This window comes from Mycobacterium sp. RTGN5, assembly GCF_033804465.1.
GTDB lineage: Bacteria > Actinomycetota > Actinomycetes > Mycobacteriales > Mycobacteriaceae > Mycobacterium.
Genome location: NZ_JAPZLA010000003.1, coordinates 417,737 through 440,300, shown reverse-complemented (window position 1 = coordinate 440,300; position 22,564 = coordinate 417,737). Strand labels below are relative to the sequence as shown.

The 22,564-nt window shown below is 66.0% G+C and carries 23 protein-coding genes and 1 pseudogene; 14 read left to right on the top strand and 10 right to left on the bottom strand.

The window, feature by feature from the left end:
* Nucleotides 1-38: 38 nt before the first annotated feature.
* The gene (locus SLQ31_RS19085) at nucleotides 39-1,112 is read left to right on the top strand and encodes an NAD-dependent epimerase/dehydratase family protein (protein ID WP_319435824.1); all 1,074 of its coding nucleotides are present in this window, start codon (nucleotides 39-41) and stop codon (nucleotides 1,110-1,112) included.
* Here SLQ31_RS19085 and SLQ31_RS19080 read toward each other — a convergent pair.
* From SLQ31_RS19080 to SLQ31_RS19065, 4 genes are read right to left on the bottom strand one after another with little or no spacing between them, the layout of a single operon-like run.
* The gene (locus SLQ31_RS19080; RefSeq protein WP_319435568.1) at nucleotides 1,109-1,738 is read right to left on the bottom strand and encodes a TetR/AcrR family transcriptional regulator; all 630 of its coding nucleotides are present in this window, start codon (nucleotides 1,736-1,738) and stop codon (nucleotides 1,109-1,111) included. The two genes, SLQ31_RS19085 and SLQ31_RS19080, sit on opposite strands and share 4 nt — an antisense overlap.
* Nucleotides 1,722-2,903 carry a sulfotransferase gene (locus tag SLQ31_RS19075; RefSeq protein WP_319435567.1) on the bottom strand — a complete coding sequence of 394 codons (1,182 nt, stop codon included), beginning with the start codon at nucleotides 2,901-2,903 and terminating at the stop codon, nucleotides 1,722-1,724. The genes SLQ31_RS19080 and SLQ31_RS19075 overlap by 17 nt, the downstream gene beginning before the upstream one ends.
* The gene (locus SLQ31_RS19070; protein WP_319435566.1) at nucleotides 2,900-3,931 is read right to left on the bottom strand and encodes a DUF1214 domain-containing protein; all 1,032 of its coding nucleotides are present in this window, start codon (nucleotides 3,929-3,931) and stop codon (nucleotides 2,900-2,902) included. Before SLQ31_RS19070 ends, SLQ31_RS19075 begins: the two co-directional genes overlap by 4 nt.
* 16 nt (nucleotides 3,932-3,947) lie before the next feature.
* Nucleotides 3,948-4,370: a hypothetical protein gene (locus tag SLQ31_RS19065; protein WP_319435565.1), complete on the bottom strand. Its 423-nt coding sequence runs from the start codon at nucleotides 4,368-4,370 to the stop codon at nucleotides 3,948-3,950.
* 83 nt (nucleotides 4,371-4,453) lie between these two features.
* Between SLQ31_RS19065 and SLQ31_RS19060 the strand changes: the two genes are divergently transcribed.
* The 7 genes from SLQ31_RS19060 to SLQ31_RS19030 all read left to right on the top strand — a co-directional run bounded on the left by SLQ31_RS19060 (nucleotide 4,454) and on the right by SLQ31_RS19030 (nucleotide 11,333).
* On the top strand, nucleotides 4,454-5,995 hold the full coding sequence (locus SLQ31_RS19060) for an arylsulfatase (protein ID WP_319435564.1): 1,542 nt from the start codon (nucleotides 4,454-4,456) through the stop codon (nucleotides 5,993-5,995).
* Nucleotides 5,996-6,892: an HAD family hydrolase gene (locus SLQ31_RS19055; protein ID WP_319435563.1), complete on the top strand. Its 897-nt coding sequence runs from the start codon at nucleotides 5,996-5,998 to the stop codon at nucleotides 6,890-6,892.
* Nucleotides 6,885-7,766: a formylglycine-generating enzyme family protein gene (locus tag SLQ31_RS19050; RefSeq protein ID WP_319435562.1), complete on the top strand. Its 882-nt coding sequence runs from the start codon at nucleotides 6,885-6,887 to the stop codon at nucleotides 7,764-7,766. Before SLQ31_RS19055 ends, SLQ31_RS19050 begins: the two co-directional genes overlap by 8 nt.
* Before the next feature lie 82 nt (nucleotides 7,767-7,848).
* Nucleotides 7,849-8,292: a nuclear transport factor 2 family protein gene (locus SLQ31_RS19045; protein ID WP_319435561.1), complete on the top strand. Its 444-nt coding sequence runs from the start codon at nucleotides 7,849-7,851 to the stop codon at nucleotides 8,290-8,292.
* 29 nt (nucleotides 8,293-8,321) lie between these two features.
* Nucleotides 8,322-9,389: an NAD(P)-dependent oxidoreductase gene (locus SLQ31_RS19040; protein WP_319435560.1), complete on the top strand. Its 1,068-nt coding sequence runs from the start codon at nucleotides 8,322-8,324 to the stop codon at nucleotides 9,387-9,389.
* Nucleotides 9,386-10,159: an SDR family NAD(P)-dependent oxidoreductase gene (locus SLQ31_RS19035; RefSeq protein WP_319435559.1), complete on the top strand. Its 774-nt coding sequence runs from the start codon at nucleotides 9,386-9,388 to the stop codon at nucleotides 10,157-10,159. Before SLQ31_RS19040 ends, SLQ31_RS19035 begins: the two co-directional genes overlap by 4 nt.
* Nucleotides 10,160-10,163: 4 nt before the next feature.
* Nucleotides 10,164-11,333, top strand: coding sequence for an AI-2E family transporter (locus tag SLQ31_RS19030; RefSeq protein WP_319435558.1), 1,170 nt, complete (start codon nucleotides 10,164-10,166; stop codon nucleotides 11,331-11,333).
* A 16-nt stretch (nucleotides 11,334-11,349) separates the two neighbouring features.
* Here SLQ31_RS19030 and SLQ31_RS19025 read toward each other — a convergent pair whose 3' ends face one another.
* Both SLQ31_RS19025 and SLQ31_RS19020 read right to left on the bottom strand, forming a co-directional pair.
* Entirely contained in the window at nucleotides 11,350-12,354 is a 1,005-nt protein-coding gene (locus SLQ31_RS19025) for an aldo/keto reductase (protein WP_319435557.1), read from the bottom strand.
* A 131-nt stretch (nucleotides 12,355-12,485) separates the two neighbouring features.
* Nucleotides 12,486-13,382, bottom strand: a complete 897-nt coding sequence (locus SLQ31_RS19020) for a DUF4436 domain-containing protein (protein ID WP_319435556.1) — start codon at nucleotides 13,380-13,382, stop codon at nucleotides 12,486-12,488.
* A gap of 232 nt (nucleotides 13,383-13,614) precedes the next feature.
* Here SLQ31_RS19020 and SLQ31_RS19015 point away from each other — a divergent pair, with 232 nt between their 5' ends.
* Complete coding sequence (locus SLQ31_RS19015; protein WP_319435555.1) at nucleotides 13,615-14,058, top strand: pyridoxamine 5'-phosphate oxidase family protein; 444 nt, start codon at nucleotides 13,615-13,617, stop codon at nucleotides 14,056-14,058.
* Between the two features lie 26 nt (nucleotides 14,059-14,084).
* Nucleotides 14,085-14,489, top strand: a complete 405-nt coding sequence (locus SLQ31_RS19010; RefSeq protein ID WP_319435554.1) for a nuclear transport factor 2 family protein — start codon at nucleotides 14,085-14,087, stop codon at nucleotides 14,487-14,489.
* Nucleotides 14,490-14,493: 4 nt separating this feature from the next.
* Here SLQ31_RS19010 and SLQ31_RS19005 read toward each other — a convergent pair whose 3' ends face one another.
* Entirely contained in the window at nucleotides 14,494-15,291 is a 798-nt protein-coding gene (locus tag SLQ31_RS19005; RefSeq protein ID WP_319435553.1) for a dienelactone hydrolase family protein, read from the bottom strand.
* A 9-nt stretch (nucleotides 15,292-15,300) separates the two neighbouring features.
* Entirely contained in the window at nucleotides 15,301-15,999 is a 699-nt protein-coding gene (locus tag SLQ31_RS19000; RefSeq protein WP_413642473.1) for a DUF4245 domain-containing protein, read from the bottom strand.
* Between SLQ31_RS19000 and glpX the strand changes: the two genes are divergently transcribed.
* The 4 genes and pseudogenes from glpX (at nucleotide 15,998) to SLQ31_RS18980 (ending at nucleotide 20,403) form a co-directional block, all read left to right on the top strand.
* Nucleotides 15,998-17,029 carry a class II fructose-bisphosphatase gene (glpX, locus tag SLQ31_RS18995; RefSeq protein ID WP_319435551.1) on the top strand — a complete coding sequence of 344 codons (1,032 nt, stop codon included), beginning with the start codon at nucleotides 15,998-16,000 and terminating at the stop codon, nucleotides 17,027-17,029. The two genes, SLQ31_RS19000 and glpX, sit on opposite strands and share 2 nt — an antisense overlap.
* A gap of 24 nt (nucleotides 17,030-17,053) precedes the next feature.
* A complete protein-coding gene (locus SLQ31_RS18990) occupies nucleotides 17,054-18,469 on the top strand; it encodes a class II fumarate hydratase (RefSeq protein ID WP_319435550.1) in 1,416 nt (471 codons plus the stop codon).
* Between the two features lie 53 nt (nucleotides 18,470-18,522).
* A pseudogene (locus tag SLQ31_RS18985) lies at nucleotides 18,523-18,795 on the top strand (hypothetical protein); the annotation flags it as partial.
* A 330-nt stretch (nucleotides 18,796-19,125) separates the two neighbouring features.
* Nucleotides 19,126-20,403: a hypothetical protein gene (locus SLQ31_RS18980; protein WP_319435549.1), complete on the top strand. Its 1,278-nt coding sequence runs from the start codon at nucleotides 19,126-19,128 to the stop codon at nucleotides 20,401-20,403.
* On the opposite strand, the gene SLQ31_RS18975 is transcribed toward SLQ31_RS18980, so the two are convergent.
* Both SLQ31_RS18975 and SLQ31_RS18970 read right to left on the bottom strand, forming a co-directional pair.
* Nucleotides 20,400-21,620: a cation:proton antiporter gene (locus SLQ31_RS18975; RefSeq protein WP_319435548.1), complete on the bottom strand. Its 1,221-nt coding sequence runs from the start codon at nucleotides 21,618-21,620 to the stop codon at nucleotides 20,400-20,402. The genes SLQ31_RS18980 and SLQ31_RS18975 overlap by 4 nt on opposite strands.
* A gap of 13 nt (nucleotides 21,621-21,633) precedes the next feature.
* The gene (locus SLQ31_RS18970; protein WP_319435547.1) at nucleotides 21,634-22,515 is read right to left on the bottom strand and encodes a polysaccharide deacetylase family protein; all 882 of its coding nucleotides are present in this window, start codon (nucleotides 22,513-22,515) and stop codon (nucleotides 21,634-21,636) included.
* Nucleotides 22,516-22,564 lie beyond the last annotated feature (49 nt).

Sequence of the window (22,564 nt, the reverse complement as noted above, 5' to 3'; positions counted from 1 at the left end):
TTACCTGCGATATTGGAAAACTGGAACGTGTTTCAGTTATCCTCACGGCCATGGGTGATGCCACGCTGACAACTGACCTCGGCCGCGTGCTGGTGACCGGTGGCGCCGGGTTCGTCGGCGCCAACCTGGTGACCGAGCTGCTCGAGCGCGGACACTTCGTCCGGGCCTTCGACCGCGCAGCCTCGGCGCTGCCGCCGCATGAGCGGCTCGAGGTGCTCCAGGGCGACATCTGCGACACCGCCACCGTCGCCGCCGCGGTCGACGGGATCGACACGATCCTTCACACCGCCGCGATCATCGACCTGATGGGCGGGGCGTCGGTCACCGACGAGTACCGCAAGCGCAGCTTCGACGTCAACGTCGGTGGCACCAAGAACCTGATCCAGGCGGGCCAGGCCGCCGGCGTGAAGCGCTTCGTCTACACCGCGTCCAACAGCGTGGTCATGGGCGGCCAGCGCATCGTGAACGGCGACGAAACCCTCCCCTACACAACACGATTCAACGACCTCTACACCGAGACCAAGGTGGTCGCGGAGAAGTTCGTGCTCAGCCAGAACGGCGTGGACGGGCTGCTGACCTGTTCGATCCGCCCCAGCGGCATCTGGGGCCGCGGCGATCAGACCATGTTCCGCAAGCTGTTCGAGCGAGTGATCGCCGGGCACGTCAAGGTTCTGGTGGGCAACAAGGACGCCAAGCTGGACAACTCCTACGTGCACAACCTGGTGCACGGATTCATCCTTGCCGCAGAGCATTTGGTGCCTGGCGGCACCGCACCCGGCCAGGCCTACTTCATCAATGACGGCGACCCGATCAACATGTTCGACTTCTCCCGTCCCGTGGTCGAGGCCTGCGGCGAGAAGTGGCCGACGTTCTGGATTCCCGGCGGCGTGGTCCACGCGGCGCTGAGCGCCTGGCAGTGGCTGCACTTCAAGTTCGGGCTGCCTCAGCCGCCGCTGGAACCGCTTGCAGTGGAGCGGGTGTCCATCGACAACTACTTCTCCATCGACAAGGCCCGCCGTGACCTCGGCTACCAGCCGCTGTACACGACCGACCAAGCGCTCAAGGAATGCCTGCCGTACTACACCGAGCTCTACGCGGAGATGAAGGGCTAGGACGGCAACTCCGCCGACAACAGCGCCAGGCTCGCCGTCGTGCAATACGACACGAGCTGGTCGCGGGTGAACGTGCCGGCGCCGGAAAGCCATTCGACGAAGACCGCAGCCAGCCCGCCGGACAACAGGGTTGCTTCGAGATGTCGATGGGGCGCCGCGGCGGGAGTGCGCCCCGGCTCGAGTGCCAGCTGCCGCACCGCGCCAAGAAACGCGGGCAGCGTGATCACGGCACGGGTGCGCAGAGCGTCGTTGGTCAGCGCTTCGCGGAAGATGATTCGTCCGGACTCCGGATGCGTCTCCAGATAGCGGGCCGCCGTGTCGAACACCGTTCGTAGTCGGTCTTCGAACTTCCCGCCGAGGGCTTCCACTGAAGCGCTTATCGCATCGAGAAGTTGTTGGACGGCACGCTCGTACGCCGCGAGCAACAACAGGTCGGTGTCGGCGAAGCTTTCGTAGAAGTGCCGCGGACTGACGTTCGCCGCACGGCAGACCGCGCGCACCGCCAGCGCCGAGGCGCCGTGCGTGCCCACGATGTCACGGCATGCGGCAAGCAGTCGTTCCCGCCGTTCATCGGCGCGCTCGTCCGATGATGTCCCCCGCCAGCGCTCGTCAGGAGAAGCGCTCACGCAGCTCACCCGGATCGAGTCCGAAATCCTCTGGCGTGCAACGCTGATAGCTATGCGCCGCTCGAGGATGCTCGGCGTGGTAGGCCGCGACGAACTGGTCCGGCCGTTGGATCGGCTCCATATCGGCCGCGGCGTAGATCTTCTCCAGACAGGCGACGGTCTGATCGATCAACGTGGGGTAATCCAGATCGACGAACGTCACCGGGTCATTCGCGGGCGAGGCGCGGAATGCGGCGGCCCGGCGGAACCACAGCTCGCTTTGGTCCACCTGTTGGCGGCCGACGTCTTTCGCGTCGACGTCGTCGCTGTAGGTGGTCCGATACACGCTGAACAGCGTCGCGCCGGAGGTCAACGTCTCGACGATGTCGCGGTGGATCTGCACCACCACCGCGCCGGGGAACGCCTCGACCAGGTGATCCAACTCCGCGGTGTGCGCCGGAGCCTTGAGCACCAACCGCCTTGGGTCGCGAGAAGCGATCAGCTGCAACACTTCTCGATAGCGCGCGTAGGGTCCGGCGAAGTCCTGGTCGGCCAGCCATCGGGCATACGACGGCAGCCGCATCATCGAGGTGAAGCCCCAGTTCCGAAGATCGGTGCCCATCGCCAGGACACATTCCTCCGGCAAGGACGGTCCCGATGGATGCACGAACGCCATATCCGGGTTCAGGGTGTGCAGCAATTGGCTTGCGGTGGAGGTTGTTTCCGGATCCGGCTGCGACAGCCACGGCGCAACCAGTTCCACCGGCAGCGGGGCGTGCAGCCGCGGATCGCGGCTCAGGAGCCGGAACAAGAAGGTGGTGCCGGTGCGCCAGCCGCCGACGATGACGATCGGGCGCGCGGGCGGGGTGGCCCGCAGTTCGGGATTGTCCCGGAAACACTGGGCGATCTGGGCGCCCGCGGTCAACCGTCCCGCAGCTGCCTGCAGCGCCATCCGAACGCCGACGGCGTTGAGTCGCCCGTCCTCCTCGGCGGAGCGGAGGAAGACGTCGAGCCCGTCGCGCCAGCCGTCGGCGAAATCGCCAGTCGTGGCACCGTGTTTCGTCGCGCGCCGGATGACCGCGTCCGCGTCGAACTGATACCGCTCAGGGTGTTCGGCCCGATCCTTTTCCGCCGCCGCATACACCTGCTGCGCAACGGAACTGCGAACCGGGGCGGTCCACGTCATAGCTCAGCCACCGCGACCCGCTGGACCGTCGGCAGCTCCGGCTCCCCCACCGGCTGAAGGAACCGCATGACGAACAGACCGAAGGTCCGGCCTTCGGTGTCCAGCCAGTCGTAGCCCTCGACCCCGGGGTCGCGCTCGGCGAGCACAAAGCGGAAACGGCCGTCCGTCAACGTGCTGGTGGCGCCGGTGCGGCAGATCACTCGATGCCGGTAATCGAGTGAGTTCAGAAATCGGCTGTACAGCACGATGTTCCAGTGCCGGCACGACGGTGCTGGCCCCTCGATCACTAACGCCTCGCCGTCAGCGAGGCTCCAGGCGCCGCGCACATAGTCGATGCCCGGCTCAGTGAATGCCGCTCCGCCCGTCATCGCCGACCAGCGACGCACGGCATTCGGCTCCTGACGGTCCTCGGCAATCGCCATGTCGAAGACCGTGGGGATCTGGGCCAGGAAGGCACCTAGCTGCGACAGGCGGCGCGCCGGATCTGCTGGCTCCAGCGTCGGTACCGAGGTGGGCGGATCCAGCGCTTCGATCCGGCACGACCCTGGCCGCTCCGGGTTCACCACGTCATGGACGTACCGAACCCACACCGACGCCGCTCCTGGTTGCGCAGACAGTTCCACTTCGAAGTTGCCGTCACCGTCGATCGTCATGGCGTCGGTGTCGATGCGCGCTACCGCAACGGCGTTGGCGATGCCCGTGCCGGAGTAGACCGTGATCGACTGGTACCGGGAATCCTCGACATTGCCGACGATTCGGTAGGCGCGATCATCGCGAATGTCGGTGATCCAGTAGCGATAGTCCGGGTTGTCCATGAAGAACTTCTCGCGCCACCCGTTGAACGGCGCCAATTCCGGTGTCTCGGAATCACCTTCGAACCGGCCGGTGAGGTTGTTCATGGCACGGAACAGGGCACGGTATCCGTCGGCGCGCTCCCGGGGATCGAGGTCGGCGGTCAGCACGTCGAGCTTCTGTCCGGCATCACGAAGACCATCGACCAGGCGTGTCCAACCGGCTGCCACATCCATCGGAAACGATGGTTATCTATGGATTGGCGGGTGTCAACATCGCGGTCTTGACGACCTGCCCGTAGGCCGCCTTCTGCTCGCCGGTCATCGTCGGGGCGTACACCACCACGATGTCCTCGACCTGCAACATGTCGCGCACCGCGGCGGCGTACAGCTCCGCGCGGCCGGTGCTCGGGAATTTCAGGATCGACACCGTATCGGTGTCCGTCGCCTCCATGCAGCCGGCCTCCGGACATCTCGACGACGTCGTGTCGCGGGCGTTGTGCACTGGCAGGTTCGCCTTCGTGATCGCACCCAACACGGATGCGACGGAGACGTCGTTGAGCATCACCGCGTCGTGCGGTGCGCTCCCGCCAGGGCCATGGGAGTCGTGGGCGCCGCAGCCCGCCAGCGCGGCAACCAACAGGGCCGCCATCACCAGGCCGCTCTGTGTCTGCATGCCCCGACTGTAGCGCCGCTGAGATTCGTGAATTGTTGGTGAGAAGCGGCCACTCCTGTGGCCGGTTGGCCTACCGTCGAAATATGCCTGAAGGAAAGCCCAACATCTTGGTCATCTGGGGCGATGACATCGGCATCAGCAATCTGAGTTGCTACAGCGACGGCATGATGGGATATCGCACGCCCAACATCGACCGGATCGCCGCCGAGGGAATGCGCTTCACCGACTCTTACGGCGAGCAAAGCTGCACGGCCGGGCGTGCGGCGTTCATCAGTGGGCAAAGCGTGTACCGCACCGGCATGAGCAAGGTTGGTGTGCCCGGCGTTGATATCGGCTGGGCCGCCGAAGATCCCACGATCGCCGAATTGCTCAAACCGCTCGGATACGCCACCGGCCAGTTCGGCAAGAACCACTTCGGCGACCGGAACAAGTACCTGCCCACCGTGCACGGGTTCGACGAGTTCTACGGCAACCTGTACCACCTCAATGCCGAGGAAGAACCCGAACAGTTCGACTACCCGCACAAAGACCAGTTCCCCCGGCTGTATGAACTCGCGCTGCCGCGTGGGGTGCTCGACTGCAGGGCCATCGCGGAGGACTCGACCGAACCCGACGATCCCAAGTTCGGGCCGGTCGGCAAGCAGACCATCGAGGACACCGGGCCGCTCACCGCGAAGCGGATGGAGACCATCGACGACGACATCGCCGATCGCACGGTCGAGTACATCAAGCGGCAGCACGGCGAAGGCAACCCGTTCTTCGTGTGGTGCAACTTCACTCACATGCACCTCTACACCCACCTCAAACCCGGCAGCAAGGGCCAAGCCGGGTTGTGGCAGTCCGAGTACCACGACGCGATGATCGACCACGACAAGAACGTGGGCACGGTGCTCGATGTGCTCGACGAACTCGGCATCGCCGACGACACCATCGTCATCTATTCCACGGACAACGGGCCGCACCGCAACAGCTGGCCCGATGCCGGGACCACGCCGTTCCGCAGCGAGAAGAACACCAACTGGGAAGGCGCCTACCGGGTGCCCGAACTGATCCGCTGGCCCGGAAAGATCAAGGCGGGCAGCATTTCCAACGACATCATCCAGCATCACGACTGGCTGCCGACGCTGGTCGCCGCCGCCGGCGACCCCGACGTCAGCGAAAAGCTGAAGAAGGGCTACCAGATTGGTGATGTCGAATACAAGGTGCACATCGACGGGTTCAATCTGCTGCCGTATCTGATGGGCGAGGTCGAGAACAGCCCACGGCGTGGGTTCTTCTATTTCAACGACGACGCGCAGATGGTCGGAATGCGGTTCGAGAACTGGAAGATCGTGTTCGCCGAGCAGCGCGCCCAGGGCACGCTTCGAACCTGGGCCGAGCCGTTCACCGAACTTCGGGTACCCAAGCTGTTCAACCTGCGCACCGACCCGTTCGAGTACGCCGACATCACCTCGAACACGTACTACGAGTGGTTCCTGCGGCGCGACTTCTTCGTCTTCTATGCGACGGCGATGGCGTCGATGTTCCTGGATACGTTCAAGGAGTTCCCGCCTCGGCACGAGCCCGCCAGCTTCAGCATCGATCAGATCGTCAAGAAGCTCAACGAGTTCCTCGCGGCCGACTAGATGCTGGAATCGTGGAACGACGGACCCACGAAGTCGGCGATCGTCGAGTTCGTGGCACGTGCGGTCGATGCGGTGGAACCCGAAGCACGCGTCGCCGTGTTCGACAACGACGGCACGCTGTGGTGTGAGAAGCCGGCCTATATCCAGCTCGACTTCCTGGTGCGCCGGATCGCCGAACAGGTGGCGGCCGATCCCGGCCTGGGGGCCAAGCAGCCCTACACCGCCGCGGCCGCCGGCGATCTGGCTTGGTTCGGGGATGCCGTCACCAAGCATTACAACGGCGACGACTCGGACCTGAAACTCCTTGCCGGGGCAGTTCTTTCGGCCAACGCCACGATCACCACCGACGAGCTCGCCGCCCGGGTGAACGCGTTCTTCGCCGAGGCGAAGCATCCGACGCTGGGTCGGGCGTACACCGAGTGCGGGTATGCGCCGATGGTGGAGTTGCTGCGGTATCTCGAGGACAACGGCTTCACCAACTACATCGTCTCCGGCGGGGGGCGCGACTTCATGCGTCCGGTCACGACGGCGATGTACGGGGTTCCGCCGGAGCGGGTGATCGGCAGTTCGGTCGGGCTGATCTTCCAGAACGGCGAACTGCTGACCACCGCGCAACCGGAGTTCCTCAACGACGGTCCGGTCAAGCCGGTCCGCATCTGGGGACGCGTGGGCCGGCGGCCGATCCTCGCCGTGGGCAACTCGAACGGTGACATCGAGATGCTGCAATACACCGCGGCCGGGGCCGGTCCATCGCTGGCGATGTTGGTCTACCACGACGACGCCGACCGCGAATTCGCTTACACCGCAGGCGCAGAGAAGGCGCTGGACCATGCCGAGAAGTCCGGGTGGACGCGGGCCAGCATGCGCGACGACTGGCAAACCGTCTTCAGTGACTGACCCCGAGCTGGTCCGGATTCCCGGGCAGACCGCCGTGCTGGGATCCGACCGGCACTACCCCGAGGAAGCCCCCACCCGGTCGGTCACCGTCAGCGACTTCTGGATTCAAGCCCGTCCGGTCACCAACGCCGAGTTCACCGAATTCGTCTCGGCCACCGGCTATCTCACCGTGGCCGAGCGGCCGTTGAACCCGGACGACTATCCCGGTGCGCCCGCCGCCAATCTGCAGCCGGGCTCGATGGTGTTCCGCCGCACCAGCGGACCCGTTGACCTTCGCCACCTCAGCCAGTGGTGGATCTGGACTCCCGGCGCCTCCTGGCAGCACCCGTTGGGCCCGAACTCGTCGATCGCCAAGCGTGCCGCGCATCCCGTCGTCCACGTCGCCTACGAGGACGCCGAGGCGTACGCGGCGTGGGCAGACCTGGCCCTGCCGACCGAGGCCGAATGGGAGACCGCGGCCCGCGGCGGGCTCGACCAGACCGACTACACGTGGGGCGAACAGCCCGAAGGTCCGGGCCAGCGACTGGCGAACTACTGGCACGGCGAGTTCCCCTGGCGCCCAGACACGGGTTACGGACGCACCACCGACGTCGGGACCTTCCCGCCCAACGGCTACGGGCTGTTCGACATGGCCGGCAACGTGTGGGAGTGGACCTGCGATTGGTTCACCGGCACCCGCAGGGGTGACCCCTGCTGCGAAGCGGGCAGCTATGACCCGGCTCAGCCGCATTTCAAGGTCCCGCGCAAAGTCATCAAGGGCGGGTCGTTCCTGTGCGCGGACAGCTATTGCCTGCGCTATCGCCCTGCCGCGCGCCGGCCACAGATGGTCGACACCGGCATGAGCCACATCGGCTTCCGCTGCGTGAAGCGTTGAGACAGCACTTAGAGCGACACTTCCGGAGATTCTTCGCTCTGAGTACTGCCTCAACGGGACGCACGGCGTGGTCGAATGTGGCATGACGGATCATGATTCGGAATTCGACGTTGAACAGCGCCAACGCAATCTCACCGCCGTTCGTGTCGGGATCGAAGCTTGGGGCAGCGGAACTGGCTCGCCGTTTCCCTTGCTAGCGGACGACGCCACCTGGGAGATAACAGGTAACTCCGACGCGGCCGGCATCTACTCCAGCCCGGCAGAGCTCATGACTCGGGTCATTGTCCCGCTCGCAGCCCGGATGTCCACCCCACTGATTCCGGTCATCCGCGCGTTGTACAGCGACGACGACACAGTTATCGCCCTATTCGACGCCGAGGGCTTGGCCCTTGATGGTCAGCCGTACCGCAACACCTACGCGTGGTTCATGCAGTTCAACGGCGATCGCATCGTCAAAGCGACGGCGTTCTACGACAGCGTCGCGTTCAATGACCTGTGGCGGCGGGTGACTCCCATGCTTGACTAGAACGCGTTCTAACCGGAGAAGGGAGCTCGATGTCCGACGCTGTGCTGGTAACCGGTGCGTTCGGGTTGGTGGGAAGCGCGACGGTCAAGCAGTTGGCGGCCGATGGCCGTCATGTGGTGGCCACCGACCTCGACACCCCGGCGACCCAGAAGGCCGTCGCCGAACTGCCCTCCGGTGTGAATGTGCGCTGGGCCGATCTCACCGACCCGGCCGAGGTCGAGGCACTGTTGGCTGAGGTCTCCCCCGCCGTGGTCATCCACCTGGCCGCGGTGATCCCTCCGCTGTGTTACGCCAAGCCTGCGCTGGCCTACAAGGTCAACGTCGGCGCGACCGCAAACCTGGTGAAAGCCGCTGAGGCCCATGCCAAACCGCCGCGGCTAGTGCAGGCGTCGAGCATCGCGGTGTACGGGCCGCGCAATCCGTACCGCGTCACCGACGTGCTCACCGCAGAGACGCCGGTGAATCCGTACGACAATTACGGCAAGCACAAGGTCGAGGCCGAGGCGATCGTGCGGGGGTCGAGCCTGGACTGGGTGATCCTGCGGCTGGGTGGGGTGCTCACCACCGAACCCAACCTGGGCATGGATCCCAACCTGATCTTCTTCGAGGGCGTGCTGCCCACCGACGGGCGGCTGCAGACCGTCGACGTGCGCGATGTGGCGTTCGCGTTCGCGGCGGCCACCACCGCCGACGCGCTGGGCCAGACGCTGCTCATCGGTGGCGACAACAGCCACCGGCTACAGCAGGGCGACATCGGGCAGTCCACTTCCGCGGCGATGGGCCTCGTCGGGGCGCTGCCGCCGGGGCGCAAGGGCGACCCGAACGACGACGGCGGCTGGTTCGCCACCGACTGGATGGACTCGGCAACCGCGCAGCAGGTGCTCAAGCACCAGCACTACTCGTGGCCGGAGATGCTGACCGAGACCGCGGAAAAGGTCGGCTGGAAGCGCTACGCGTTCCGGGTGATCGCACCGCTGGCCCGCGAGTACCTCAAGCGCCAGTCGCCGTACTACGGCAAGCCCGCCGGCTACGGCAACCCGTGGGAAGCCGTTCGGAACAAATGGGGTGCCCCGGAGAACGACGGGAGGGTGTCATGACTGAACGGGTCGCGGTCATCATCGGGGGTGCCTCCGGGATCGGCTGGGCGACGGCTCAGACGCTGGCCGCGCAGGGCGCACGCGTGACGATCGCGGACCGCAACACCGAGCTGGCGCAGGAACGGGCCGCGACGCTGGGGGCGCCGCACACCTGGGCGGCGGTGGAGGTCACCGACGAGGCCACAGTGGCACAGCTTTTCGACGATGTGGTGGCGCGCGAGGGCGGGCTGCACGTGGTGGTGAACTGCGCCGGGTTCAGCGGGTTCGGGGTTATCACCGAACTGGATGCCGAGCAGTTCCGTTCGGTGGTGGACGTGTGCCTCAACGGGGCGTTCCTGGTGATCAAGCATGCCGGGCGACATCTCGGCGAGGGCGGCGCCCTGGTCTCGCTGACGTCGCTCAACGCTCGCCAGCCCGCGGTCGGGATGAGCGCCTACTGCGCGGCCAAGGCCGGGCTGTCGATGCTGACGCAGGTGGCGGCGCTCGAGTTGGGGCCGCGCGGCATCCGGGTCAACGCCGTCGCGCCTGGCTTCGTGCACACCCCGCTGACCGAGGGCGCGGCCGTGGTCCCCGGTGTCGTCGACGAGTACGTCGAGAACACCGCGCTCGGCCGGGCGGGAACCCCTCAGGACATCGCCGACGCGGTCGCCTTCCTGTGCTCACCGCAGTCATCGTGGCTCACCGGGGAGATCCTCGACCTCAACGGCGGCGCACACCTGAAGCGCTACCCCAACATTCAGGAACACCTGACCCGGCTGATGAATCAGTAGTTCGGTGAACACCGAATTCACCCTGACCCAGAAGCGCGCGCTGGCGATCATCACCCTGCTCGCCCTGGTGTTGGGGGCGTATTTCCTGCGGCACTACTTCATCCTGGTGGTGATCGCGGCGATCGTCGCCTACCTGTTCACCCCGCTGTACAACCGCTGCCGCCGCCGGCTCGGAACCGGGCTGTCGGCGACGCTGACGGTGCTGGCTGCGCTGGCCACCGTCATCATCCCCGTCGGTGCACTGTTAACGCTTGCGGTGCTTCAGATTTCGCACATGCTGGTGCACGTGGCGGACTGGGTGCAACACGCGGACATGTCCACGGTCGGCGATCAAGCGCTGACGTACGTCAACCGGGCGCTGGCGAAGCTGCCGTTCGGGCATGTCTCTGTCACCACCGAGTCGGTGCGGGGCAATCTGGTCAGCGTCTCTCAGGGTGTCGGCCGCTGGCTGTTGCACGCGCTGCAAGGCGCGGCTGGCGGGGCGATCGGCGTGATCACGTCGGCGATCATTTTCTTGTACGTGCTGATCTCGCTGCTGACCAACTCCGAGCAGCTGCTTCTGCTGATCCGCCGGCTCAACCCGCTCGGCGAGGAAGTCACCGACCTCTACCTGGCCAAGATGGGCGCGATGGTGAAGGGAACGGTCAAGGGCCAGTTCATCATCGCGTTGGTTCAGGGCCTGATGGGCGCGGCGTCGATCTACATCGGCGGCTTCCACCAAGGGTTCTTCATCTTCGCGATCTTCCTGACCGCGCTGTCGGTCATCCCGCTGGGCAGCGGCATCATCACCATCCCGTTCGGCATCGGGATGATGTTCTTCGGCAACATCGGCGGCGGGTTGTTCGTGGTGCTGTTCCACCTCATCGGCGTCACGAACATCGACAACTTCCTGCGGCCCATCCTGGTGCCGCGCGAGGCACGGCTGGACCCGGCGCTGATGCTGCTGGCGGTGTTCTCGGGAATCGCGATGTTCGGCTTCTGGGGCATCGTGCTGGGCCCGGTGCTGATGATCATCATCGTCACCACGATCTCGGTGTACCTGTCGGTGTACAAGGGCGTGGAGATGACGTCGCACGAACCACCAGAAAAGCGCCGCCGGACATTCCGACGGCGCCTTCGGGCCGAGACTGAGGCAACTGCGGCCGCCGCGGACGGCGAGCCGGCCGAGGGCTAGAAGGGCTTACACACTCTCAGAGTTCACCGGTGCCGGCCACCGCGAAAACCTCGATTTGTGCCAGCTCGTCGTCGGTGATGTCGAGTCTGTTCAACGCTTGCAGACTGTCTTCGAGTTGTGCCGCACTAGACGCGCCGACCAGCGCACTGGTCACCGCGGGCTGACGAAGTACCCAGGCAATCGCCAGCTGCGCAAGCGATTGGCCGCGTTGTTGCGCTATGGAGTTGAGACCACGGGCTCGCTCCAGATAGACCTCGGAGATGTTGGCCTCAGTCATCCAGCGGCCCACACTGGCTCGCGAGCCGGCCGGAACTCCGTTGAGGTAGCGCGAAGTCAGCAGGCCCTGGGCTAACGGGGAGTACACGATGCTGCCAGCACCGATCTCGGTGATTGCCTCCCACAGGCCCTGCTCTGGGGCGCGCTCGAACATGTTGTAGCAGGGCTGGTGGATCGTCAGGGGTACACCCTCTGCCTTGAGAGCGGCAGCGGCGGAACGTGTTTCGTCCGGGTCGTAGTTCGAGATGCCAACATAGAGAACTTTCCCCTGCCGTACAGCGTGGGCCAAGGCCCCCATAGTCTCTTCGATGGGTGTGTTGGGATCAGGTCGGTGTGAATAGAAGATATCGACGTAGTCGACGTTCAGGCGCGACAGGGATTGGTCGAGTGAGGAGAGCATCGTCTTTCGCGAACCCCACTCCCCGTAAGGCCCCTCGGACATGTCGTAGCCAGCCTTGGTCGAGATGATGATCTCGTCACGGTGGGGTCGCAAGTCCTGTTCGAGAATGCGCCCGAAATTGCTCTCGGCCGATCCGGCCGGGGGACCGTAATTGTTGGCCGCATCGAAGTGGATCACGCCTAGATCGAAGGCGCGGCGCACGATGGCGCGCTGGACTTCGATGGGTCGATCGTCGCCGAAGTTGTTCCACAGTCCCAGCGATATGCGGGGCAGCATGAGACCGCTTCTTCCGCTGCGCGCGTATTCGAGCACGTTGTAACGATTTTTGTCAGCTACATAGCGCATTAGTCATCCTGACTTGCAAGGAATCTCCCCGACACAGCGTGAGACGTCATTGACGATCATCTGAGGTGTGAAGAGATTTTGCACGCGCTCGCACAGCATCGCTCAGGAAAACTGATCGATACGGTTGCGGCTTAGTCGACCTGTTTGAACCAGGAGATGACGACCATCACCATCGCGGCGACCAGGGCGACGATGACCCACAACACGAGGGCCATGTCGATCCACGCGCCCGGCGGCGGTGCACCGGGCAGGATATTGCGCAGCGGCACGATCGCGAACAGCATTGCCGCGTACCACGTTGCGAACGGCATCTGGAACTGCTTGCGCCTGGTGATCACCAACACCGAGGTGAAGATCGCAATGGTCGGCAGCGTGAGCAGAACGATAACGATGCCGAGGTCGAATGCCAGCGGCCCGAGCGCGCGGCTGAAGGTGACCTGAGTGGCGTCGCCGTCACCCTTGGCCGCCGGCGCCGGCGCAACCTGCTCGCTGGACAGGTCCCAGCCCTGCAGGGCGCCCGCGATCTCGACCTTGGCCGGAATGATCTTGCGGTCCTCACCCTCGCCGACCAACAGGTCGGCGCTGATGCCCGCGGTCTGGTAGTGATCGAACGGCCAGGTGTTCACATCTCCATCGACGTCGATGGTCGTGGTCACCTCTGCCGGTGCCGCACCTGCCGGAAACTTCAAGTCTCCCAGCGAGTTCCACGGGTGCAACCGCACCGCAATGTCTTCTTTCAAAGTGTCCAGTTTGTCATCGACCAGCGAATCAGCGGGGATGACAAGCACTTTGGCGTCGGCCTTGTAGTCGACGGTCCGCAGCGCCTGCAGTGTGATCAGAACCGTGGTCTCTGATCCGTTGCCTTCGCCCGATGCCTCCAGCTCCTTGGCAGATCCGGAAAGCCACCAGTAGCCGAACAACGTGACAATGTAGGCAAGCACCACCACCAGCACGACGAGGATGGCGACAGGCTTACCGCGCTTGGCGGCGGGAGCCGGGGTCGCCGGCTCAACAGGAGTCGTGGTCACGCACGGATAATAACTGGGGGCGACCAAATTGACACCCCTTTCCCACAGTGCCTAAAAGGGCGGTGGATCGGGGTCGTTTGCTGGTGGCCTGGGGCCGAACAACGCGCCCTGCCAGACCCTTCGCCCAGCGCGGTTGCGGGCGCTACTACTTGGCGCTGCCGACAAGAATCGTCGCAACGACCCTCGCGAACTAAACTGCCGGTGCGCGAGCGATGACAGGGGTGCTGAGTACATGACGACGTGGCGGGAAATCGAAGCGGCCGTGCCCGAATTCGCCCGACGGGTGCACGCCCTGTTCAACGCGCACAAGCACAAGACCGTCGCCACCCTGCGCGCCGACGGCTCGCCCCGCATCTCCGGCATCGAGACGACGTTCGAGGACGGCGAGCTCACCTTCGGCTCGATGCCCAACGCCCGCAAGGGCGCCGACCTACTCCGCGATCCCCGGTTCGCTCTGCACAGCGCCACGGTCGACCCGGTCGAGGGTGAAGAAGCGCAATGGCCCGGTGAAGCGAAGATCGCCGGGCGGGCTATCCGTTCCGACGGTCCCGACGGCGACCTCTTCCACGCCGACATCACCGAAGTCGTGCTCACCCACCTCAACGACGCCGCCACGCTGCTCGTCGTCGAATGGTGGACGCCTACCGAAGGGTTACGGGCAATCGAGCGCGAATAGCCCGACGTCTGTACAAACTGGGCACTATGACAACCCAGACCGAGGCTTCCCGCGCGCTCGTCATGAAATTCGTCGAGGCGTTCGGCGGTCAGAGGTTCGACGACGCACAGCGCCTGCTGCACGACGAGTTTGTCGCTCACGCGGCCGGCGACGTCCCCTACAGCGGCGATTACCGTGGCTCAGCAGGCTTTCTCGAGCTCGTTACCAAGATGTCCGGGGCACTTGAAGTCTTGCCGACCTCGGAGATGCATTTCATCGCCGACGGCCACACGGTCGTGCTGCACTATCGCCTGAGGTTCACGGGGCGGGCGTCCGGCGAAAGTGCCGAGATGAGCATGTCTGAGGTGTTCACCATCCGCGACGGCTTGATCCTGGAGCTCGACGTGTTCTACAAGAATCCGGCGGCGGTGCAAGCCCTGCTGGCGCAGTAGCCCGCTACGTCAGCCGTTCCTTGAGGAACTGAACAACCCGCTTGCGCGCCTCGTAGGCCGGCTGGTTCTCGACCTCACGCACCTCGAGCGTCAGCACCGAATGCGCCAGCCGGCCGAACCCGTCGGCGTTCCCCTTCGACGAATCCAGCTCGATGACCTCGAACGCATCCCCGAGCCGATCCTTGAGCGTCTTGAACCGCTCAGCCGGTGCCATCGGATCGCCACTGAACCGCAAGGCCAGCGCGCACAACCCGTCCTCGGCGACCCGCTTCTCGATAACCTTCAGCTCCCCCTCGGACAGCCCGGGATCCCGCTTCTGCTTGCCGGTCAGGCCGATCGGCACCGACGGCTGGCTCAGCACCGGGGCCAGCACGCTGTCGTCGACGGCGGCCGCGAGGGCGAAACCACCGGAGAAGCACTGCCCGATCACTCCGACACCCTTGCCGCCGGTCTTCTCTTTGAGGTCACGCGCCAGCGCTCGCAGGTAGTGCGACACCGGCCGCTCCTTGTTGGTCGCGAACGCCGCGAACTCCTTGGCCACACACCCGCGCGCCAGGTCCACCACCATCCCCGGCCGCTGCGCGGCCGCGCCCGGCGTGCCATACAGCGATGGAATCACCACGGTAAAACCGTTGTCCACCAAGTGATTTCCCAGCCCCAGCACGCCGGGGTGCACACCGGGCATCTCCGGGATCAACACCACGCCAGGTCCCTCGCCCTTGCGGTAGACATCATGGGTGAAACCGGCCGCGCTGAACGACTCGCAGATCCATCCGGTGAGGTCGGCTTCGGGTCCTGGCATTGACGTCTCCTATCGGCCGGGCGGCAGAGGCTTCTGAGTCTGCGTGCCAACGGCAAGCGTACGGAAGTCGGAGCTGCTGCCAGCACCGGTGATCGCCACCTGGGCGGGTCCGGCCGAGCTGTCCAGGCGGGTGGTCCACACCGGCTCGGTGCCGTCGCCACCCTCGTAGACGATCCACTTCACCCCGTCGACGTCCTGGGCGCCGGTGGGATACATCGACCGGTGGATCGAGCCGACCAGCGCCTGCTCGTCGGCATTGCTCTGGGTGAGACTCACATACATCTTGGATACGGCCAGGTAGCCGATAGTCGAGGTGACGGCGCGCTGCCGCTGCCCGTTCGGGTCGGTGCGGCCGCCGTCGATCGCGCCGCGGCTGCCGGAGTTGGCCACCCAGCCGGTGGGCAGCTGCGGTATCCGGATCGGGATGCCCAGCGCTTCCGCGTCCGCCTTCAACGATGCGGTGGCGTCATATGGCGGCGGCGCACCGTCCCGCGGGCCGCCAGGACGCACCGAGCACATCCCCACCAGCCCGGCCAAAACGATGCAGGCCAGGATCAATGGGGCCAGCGACCAGAACATGTCGCGACCATCCTGGAGCAGCCTGGGCTTGGGCTCCTTCGGTGGTATGCCGGTCTCCGACGGGGTACTCACGCCAGCCAGTATCCCAGGTCTAGACGGCTCGCTGGCTTCTGGGACAATCTCAGCCATGCCTGAAGCCCGCCGCCGTGAGCCGCCCGATCGCAACCTCGCCCTCGAATTGGTGCGGGTCACCGAGGCAGGCGCCATGGCCGCCGGCCGCTGGGTCGGCCGGGGCGATAAGGAGGGCGGCGACGGCGCGGCTGTCGACGCCATGCGCCAGCTGGTCAACTCGGTGTCGATGCGCGGTGTCGTGGTCATCGGCGAGGGCGAGAAGGACAACGCCCCGATGCTCTACAACGGCGAAGAGGTCGGCAACGGCGACGGGCCGGACTGCGACTTCGCCGTCGACCCGGTGGATGGCACCACCCTGATGAGCAAGGGCATGCCCAACGCCATCTCGGTGCTCGCGGTGGCCGAGCGCGGCGCGATGTTCGATCCGTCGGCGGTGTTCTACATGAACAAGATCGCCGGCGGACCCGACGTCGCCGACTTCATCGACATCACCTCACCGATCGCGGCCAACATCCAGCGCATGGCCAAGGTCCGCAAGTCCTCGGTCTCCGACATCACCGTCTGCATCCTGGACCGGCCGCGGCACGCCAAGCTCATGGAGGAAGTTCGCGAGGCCGGCGCCCGGATCCGGCTGATCTCCGACGGCGACGTCGCCGGCGCCATCTCGGCCTGCCGGCCCGAGTCCGGCACCGACTTACTGGCCGGCATCGGCGGCACCCCCGAGGGCATCATCACTGCCGCCGCCATCCGCTGCATGGGCGGAGCGATCCAGGCGCAGTTGGCACCCACCGACGACGCCGAGCGCCAGAAGGCCATCGACCGCGGCCACGACCTGGACCGGGTGCTGACCACCGAGGATCTGGTCGGCGGTGACAACGTCTTCTTCTGCGCCACCGGCGTCACCGACGGCGACCTGCTCAAAGGCGTCCGCTACTTCGGCGGCGGCTGCACCACGCAGTCGATCGTCATGCGCTCGAAGTCCGGCACCGTCCGGATGATCGACGCCTACCACCGTCTTTCCAAGCTCAACGAATACTCCGCGGTGGATTTCACCGGGGACAACACCGCCGCATATCCACTTCCGTAACCGACGAAAGCAAAAAGGGAGCACATGAGCACCGACAGTGTGGTCGAGGGCGAATACCGCATTGAACACGACACCATGGGCGAGGTCCGGGTTCCGATCAATGCCCTGTGGCGAGCCCAGACCCAGCGTGCCGTCGAGAACTTTCCGATCTCGTTCCGCGGGCTCGAGCGCACCCAGATCCGCGCGCTCGGCTTGCTGAAAGCGGCCTGCGCGCAGGTGAACAAGGACCTCGGCAAGCTCTCCGCGGACAAGGCCGATGCCATCATCTCCGCCGCGGGCGAGATCGCCGACGGGCTGCACGACGACCAGTTCCCCATCGACGTGTTCCAGACCGGTTCGGGCACCAGCTCCAACATGAACGCCAACGAAGTGATCGCCTCGATCTGTGAGGCCAACGGCGTGACCGTGCACCCCAATGACGACGTCAACATGTCGCAGTCGTCGAACGACACCTTCCCCACCGCCACGCACATCGCGGCGACGGAAGCCGCAGTGCGCCACCTGATTCCGGCCCTTGAGGTGCTGCACGAGTCGCTGGCCAACAAGGCTCGGCAGTGGCGCACGGTCGTCAAGAGCGGACGCACCCACCTGATGGATGCCGTCCCGGTCACCCTCGGCCAGGAGTTCGGCGGCTACGCCCGCCAGGTCGAAGCCGGCATCGAACGCGTGAAAGCCACCCTCCCCCGCCTCGGCGAACTGGCGATCGGCGGCACCGCGGTCGGCACCGGCCTCAACGCCCCCGACGGCTTCGGCGCCAAGGTCGTCGACGTGCTCGTCGCGCAGACCGGCCTGGCCGAATTGCGCACGGCGAAGGACTCTTTCGAGGCGCAGGCCGCCCGCGACGGACTCGTCGAGGCCTCCGGCGCACTGAAGACCATCGCGGCCTCGCTGACCAAGATCGCCAACGACGTCCGGTGGATGGGCTCCGGCCCGCTGACCGGCCTGGGTGAGCTTCAGCTGCCCGACCTGCAGCCGGGCAGCTCGATCATGCCGGGCAAGGTCAACCCCGTTCTCCCCGAGGCCGTCACCCAGGTGGCCGCCCAGGTCATCGGCAACGATGCAGCGATCACCGTGGGCGGGTTGTCGGGTGCGTTCGAGCTGAACGTGTACATCCCGGTCATGGCGCGCAACCTGCTGGAGTCGTTCACGCTGCTGTCCAACGTCTCGAAGTTGTTCGCCGCCAAGTGCATTGACGGCCTGATCGCCAACGAGGAGCACCTGCGCGAGCTGGCCGAGTCGTCCCCGTCGATCGTCACGCCGCTGAACTCGGCGATCGGCTACGAGGAGGCCGCGAAGGTCGCCAAGCAGGCCCTCAAGGAGAAGAAGACGATCCGGCAGACGGTCATCGACCGTGGGCTGATCGGCGACAAGCTCTCCGAAGAAGAACTCGACAAGCGCCTTGATGTGCTGGCGATGGCGAAGGTCAAAGACGGCGACTAGCTCAACTAGCCGGCGATGACGCCGCGCCGGGCCGCGCTTGCCAGCGCGTCCCCGGCGTCCTGCTGTCGTTCGCCACCTTCGGCGTCGGGCTCGTCGCCCGACCGCTCGGCGGCATTGTGTTCGGCCATTTCGGCGCCGTCTCGCAGCTGCCGGATGCCGAGAGCCCGGATTTCGCTGCGGTGCAACAACGTTCGGTGGTATTGCGCTTGCCGATCGCAGAGGCCTTCCACCGGCACTGGCGTCCGATCTGGCTGGTCGCCGGCGCCTACCTGCCTCAGGGCGTGTTCGCGTACACCTGTGTGGTCTATCTGGTGTCCTACGGCACTGCCGGGCCCGTGGCGCGCCACCCACCGCGTCAGCTAACCCCGAGGGTCACTATTCCCAAATTTGGCAAACCTCTTCCGCTATTGCGAATCAGGTCGCGCCCGGCCCAAGTATTGCCGGCTCACATTTCAGCTTCGACGAGATCTACTGTCTGAGCGTCAATTTCGGCGCTGGCCGAGTGTGTGCTTCAAGAGGTTTTCGATTTCAAATTTCACATAACCAGGGTTACTGAAAATCCTTGACCGTCCGCTCAGCAAACGCTTACATTGAGCCATCCGCTGACAGCAAACATTCAAAATCGCGCAGCGGCATTGGTCCAAAGGGGGATCCACATGTCCAAACATCGGCGATACATCACCGCAGGGGTCGGCGGAACCGCGATGGTGAGCATCGGCGTCGCGCTCGCGTTGTCTTCGGGCACGCCGGCTCCGGCGACGGCGTCACCCGCGGTGCAGTTGGCATCGTTCGGGTCGCCACTGGCGCCAGCGCCCCTCGCACCGGATCTGTGGTTCCTCGACAACAACAAGTCGTTGATCGGCGATGCCTTCACGCCCAACGCATTCGCCTCCGCCACCGTCAACGGTTTCGACCTCTTCCGGCCCATCGGCCCGGGTGGGTGGCTGATCGGTGACGGACTCAACGCACAGGCCGGCTGCACGGGTACCGCGTGCAACGGCGGCAACGCCGGCATCCTGTTCGGCCGTGGTGGTGACGGCCTGAACGGCGGAAACGGCGGCAACGGCGGACTCTTCTTCGGCGCCGGCGGCACCGGCGGTCAGGGCATCACCGGCACCGCGGGCACCGCCTCGTCGGTCACTGGTGGCAAGGGCGGAAGCGGCGGCCAGGGCGGACGTGGCGGACTCTTCGGTGGCTCGGGCGGCGTCGGCGGCAAGGGCGGTACCGGCGGCGCCGGCTACGGCAACCCGTCGTCCGTCGTCCCACCCGGCGTCGGCGGTGACGGTGGCGACGCCGGGGCCGGCGGCAGCGGCGGATTCCTGGGCGGCCACGGGGCGACCGGAAACGGCGGCGACGGCGGTAACGGTGGAAACGGCGTCAACAGCACCGATTCCGCTGTGCCTGCGGGCAACGGTGCCGACGGCGGCAACGGCGGCGCGGGCGTGCTCGGCGGCACCGGCGGCCAAGGCGGTCAAGGCGGAACCGGTGCCGGGAACGTTGGCACGAACGGAACCGGTGAAACCGGCGGACCCGGCGGTAAGGGTGGTAAGGGCGGAACCGGCACCACGACCGGCGGCACGGGCGGCCAAGGCGGTCAGGGCGGCACCGGCGGCCAGGGTGGCACCGGCGCGGGCGCCAACGGAGGCAGCGCGGGCACTGCCGGTCAGGGCGGCACGGGTGGAACGAGCTCTACCGGAGCTGGCGGCAAGGGCGGCACCGGCGGCACCGGCGGTACCGGCGGCTCGACCGGTGCAGGCGGCACCGGCGCGAACGGCGGAACCGGAGGCGCTGGCGGCGGCGGCGGTGCCGGCAGCAGCGGCGCGACGCCCGGCGGCGGCGGTAACGGCACGAACCCGGGCAACAACCACAATGGCGCCAACGGCGGCGCCGGTGGTGGCGGCGGTGGCGGGGGCAACGGCGCAGGCGCCGCTTAGTCGGCTACCGGGCCAGAGCCCACCCGGGCTCTGGACCCGTAGCGTGAAATCCCCAGCGGTGCAGTAAGACTGTGCATCACGAGGCTCAACGTCACCGCGATCACGCCGGCCTGCGCAAGCAGGTCGGCGTGCTCGATGTCACCGCGCTCGATCACCAGTAGACCGAGCACAACGGTGCCGATCCCCCGCGGCCCGAACCAGCCGACGAACACCCGGCTGTAGCCGGGCAGATCGGTGCGGATCAACGCCACCAGCACCGCGACCATCCGCACCCCGAAGATCGCCACGACGCAGAACAACACGACCCGCCAGCTGGTGTGCTGCCAGGAGTCGATCACCGCGAACGCGCCGAACATCGCGAACACCAACAGCTCCAGCAGTTGCGCGGTGGCATCCGAAACCTGGTTCGACAGTTGGGTATTGCTGCGCCGCGCCACCACCGCGAACGCCAGCCCACCGGTGAACGCGGCGACGAACCCGCTGGCGTGCACGCGTTCGCCGAACTCGAAGCAGATCAGCGCGACAGCCAACGTGGCCAGCTGAGCCCAGGTGTCACTCATCCAGCCCCGCCGTCGCGACCACGCGATCAGCGCCGCGCCGAGCAGCCCGATCACCGCACCGATGACCAGCGAGACGACCTCAGTCCGCATGACGAACCAGGTCCAGGTGCGAGGACGCTGATCGGAATGCGCCGACGCCAGCGCCAGCGCGGCCAGCAGCACCGCCAGCGCGAAACCGTCGTAGAAGCCACTTTCCACCGACAGCGCGTTACGCACCCGATCGGGAATCCGGTTGTCCTCCAACAGTGCATCGATCAGCGCGATCTCGGTGGGCGCCACAATCGCGGCCAGACACACCGCCTCCCACCACGGCAGCACCGGCAGCAGCACCGCGGCGGTCAGCGTGCCGAGAACCAGCGTCAACGGTATCCCGATCACCAACAGCCGGAAGGTGACATGGCCGCGCCGGAACACCTTGCCCGGGTCCAGCTTGGCCGCCTGATTGAACAGGATCACGGTCAGCGCCAGCTGCGCCAGTACCGTGTAGCCGCTGGTGCCCGGACCGGCAGCAAGCAGGTTAAAACCGAAGGGCCCGAACATCATTCCGAGCCCGACGAAAATCAGCGCAGGCGCGACATACCAGCGTTTCACCACACCGGACACCACGGCATAGCCCAAGACCATCAGGGTCAGGACGAACGAGGTGGCGGTGTGCACCTAAGCGCCGGCTCTAAGCACCATTGTTGGAGCCGCCGGAATTGGCCCCGGGGATGTCGGTGATCGGAATGTTCGGCATCGGCGGGGGCGACGGCGTCGCCGGCAGGCTCGGAATGTCGGCGGCCGGGATGTCCTGCAGCTGGTTGGCCGGCGGGCCGTTGTCCCGCGAGCCGTAGACGCTGCCCGGCGCGCGCGGGCCGAGCATCTGCGTGACGGTCACCAGGTGGTAACCGTTGGCCTTGAGCACCGGGATGAACTGCTCGACGAGGTCGACGGTCGACGAGTAGACATCGTGGAAGAGCACCACCGAGCCGGGCTTGATCTGCGTCATCAGCATGTAGCGCGTGGCGGCGGTGTTCGAGTCGTTCATCCAGTCGAACGGGATCACGTCCCACAGGATCGCGGCCAGCCCGTACTGCGCGGCGATCTTGTTGACGGCGTCGTTGGTCAGCCCGCCGGCCGGGCGCCACAGCACCGGGTTCTGGCCGGTGGCCGCCTTGATCGCGTCGTTGGCCTTGCTGAACTGGGCAGGCACGTCCTCGATCGGGATCGCCGTCATGTTCGGGTGTTCCCAGGTGTGACTGCCCAGCTCCATACCGGCATCGACGACCCGCTTGGCGCCGGCCGGGTTGGCCGCCACCTTGTTGCCGATCTCGAAGAACGTGGCCTTGGCGTCAGCGTCGTTCAGGATGCCCAGCAGCCGGTCGGTGTAGGGCGAGGGGCCGTCGTCGAAGGTCAGCGCCACACACTTGGCCACCGAGCAGTCGACGGAATCGGCCTTGGCCACCTTGACATGGCCGGTGAAACCGCCGATGACGACGACGGCGACCCCCGCGCAGACGCCGATCACGGTCCGCAGATAGGACCAGGACAGGCTGTCGGGTGGGCGCCGCACGCGGCTGAGTTTACCGGCCGGGGCTGGCCGGTCCCTGTCCGCGCGCGGT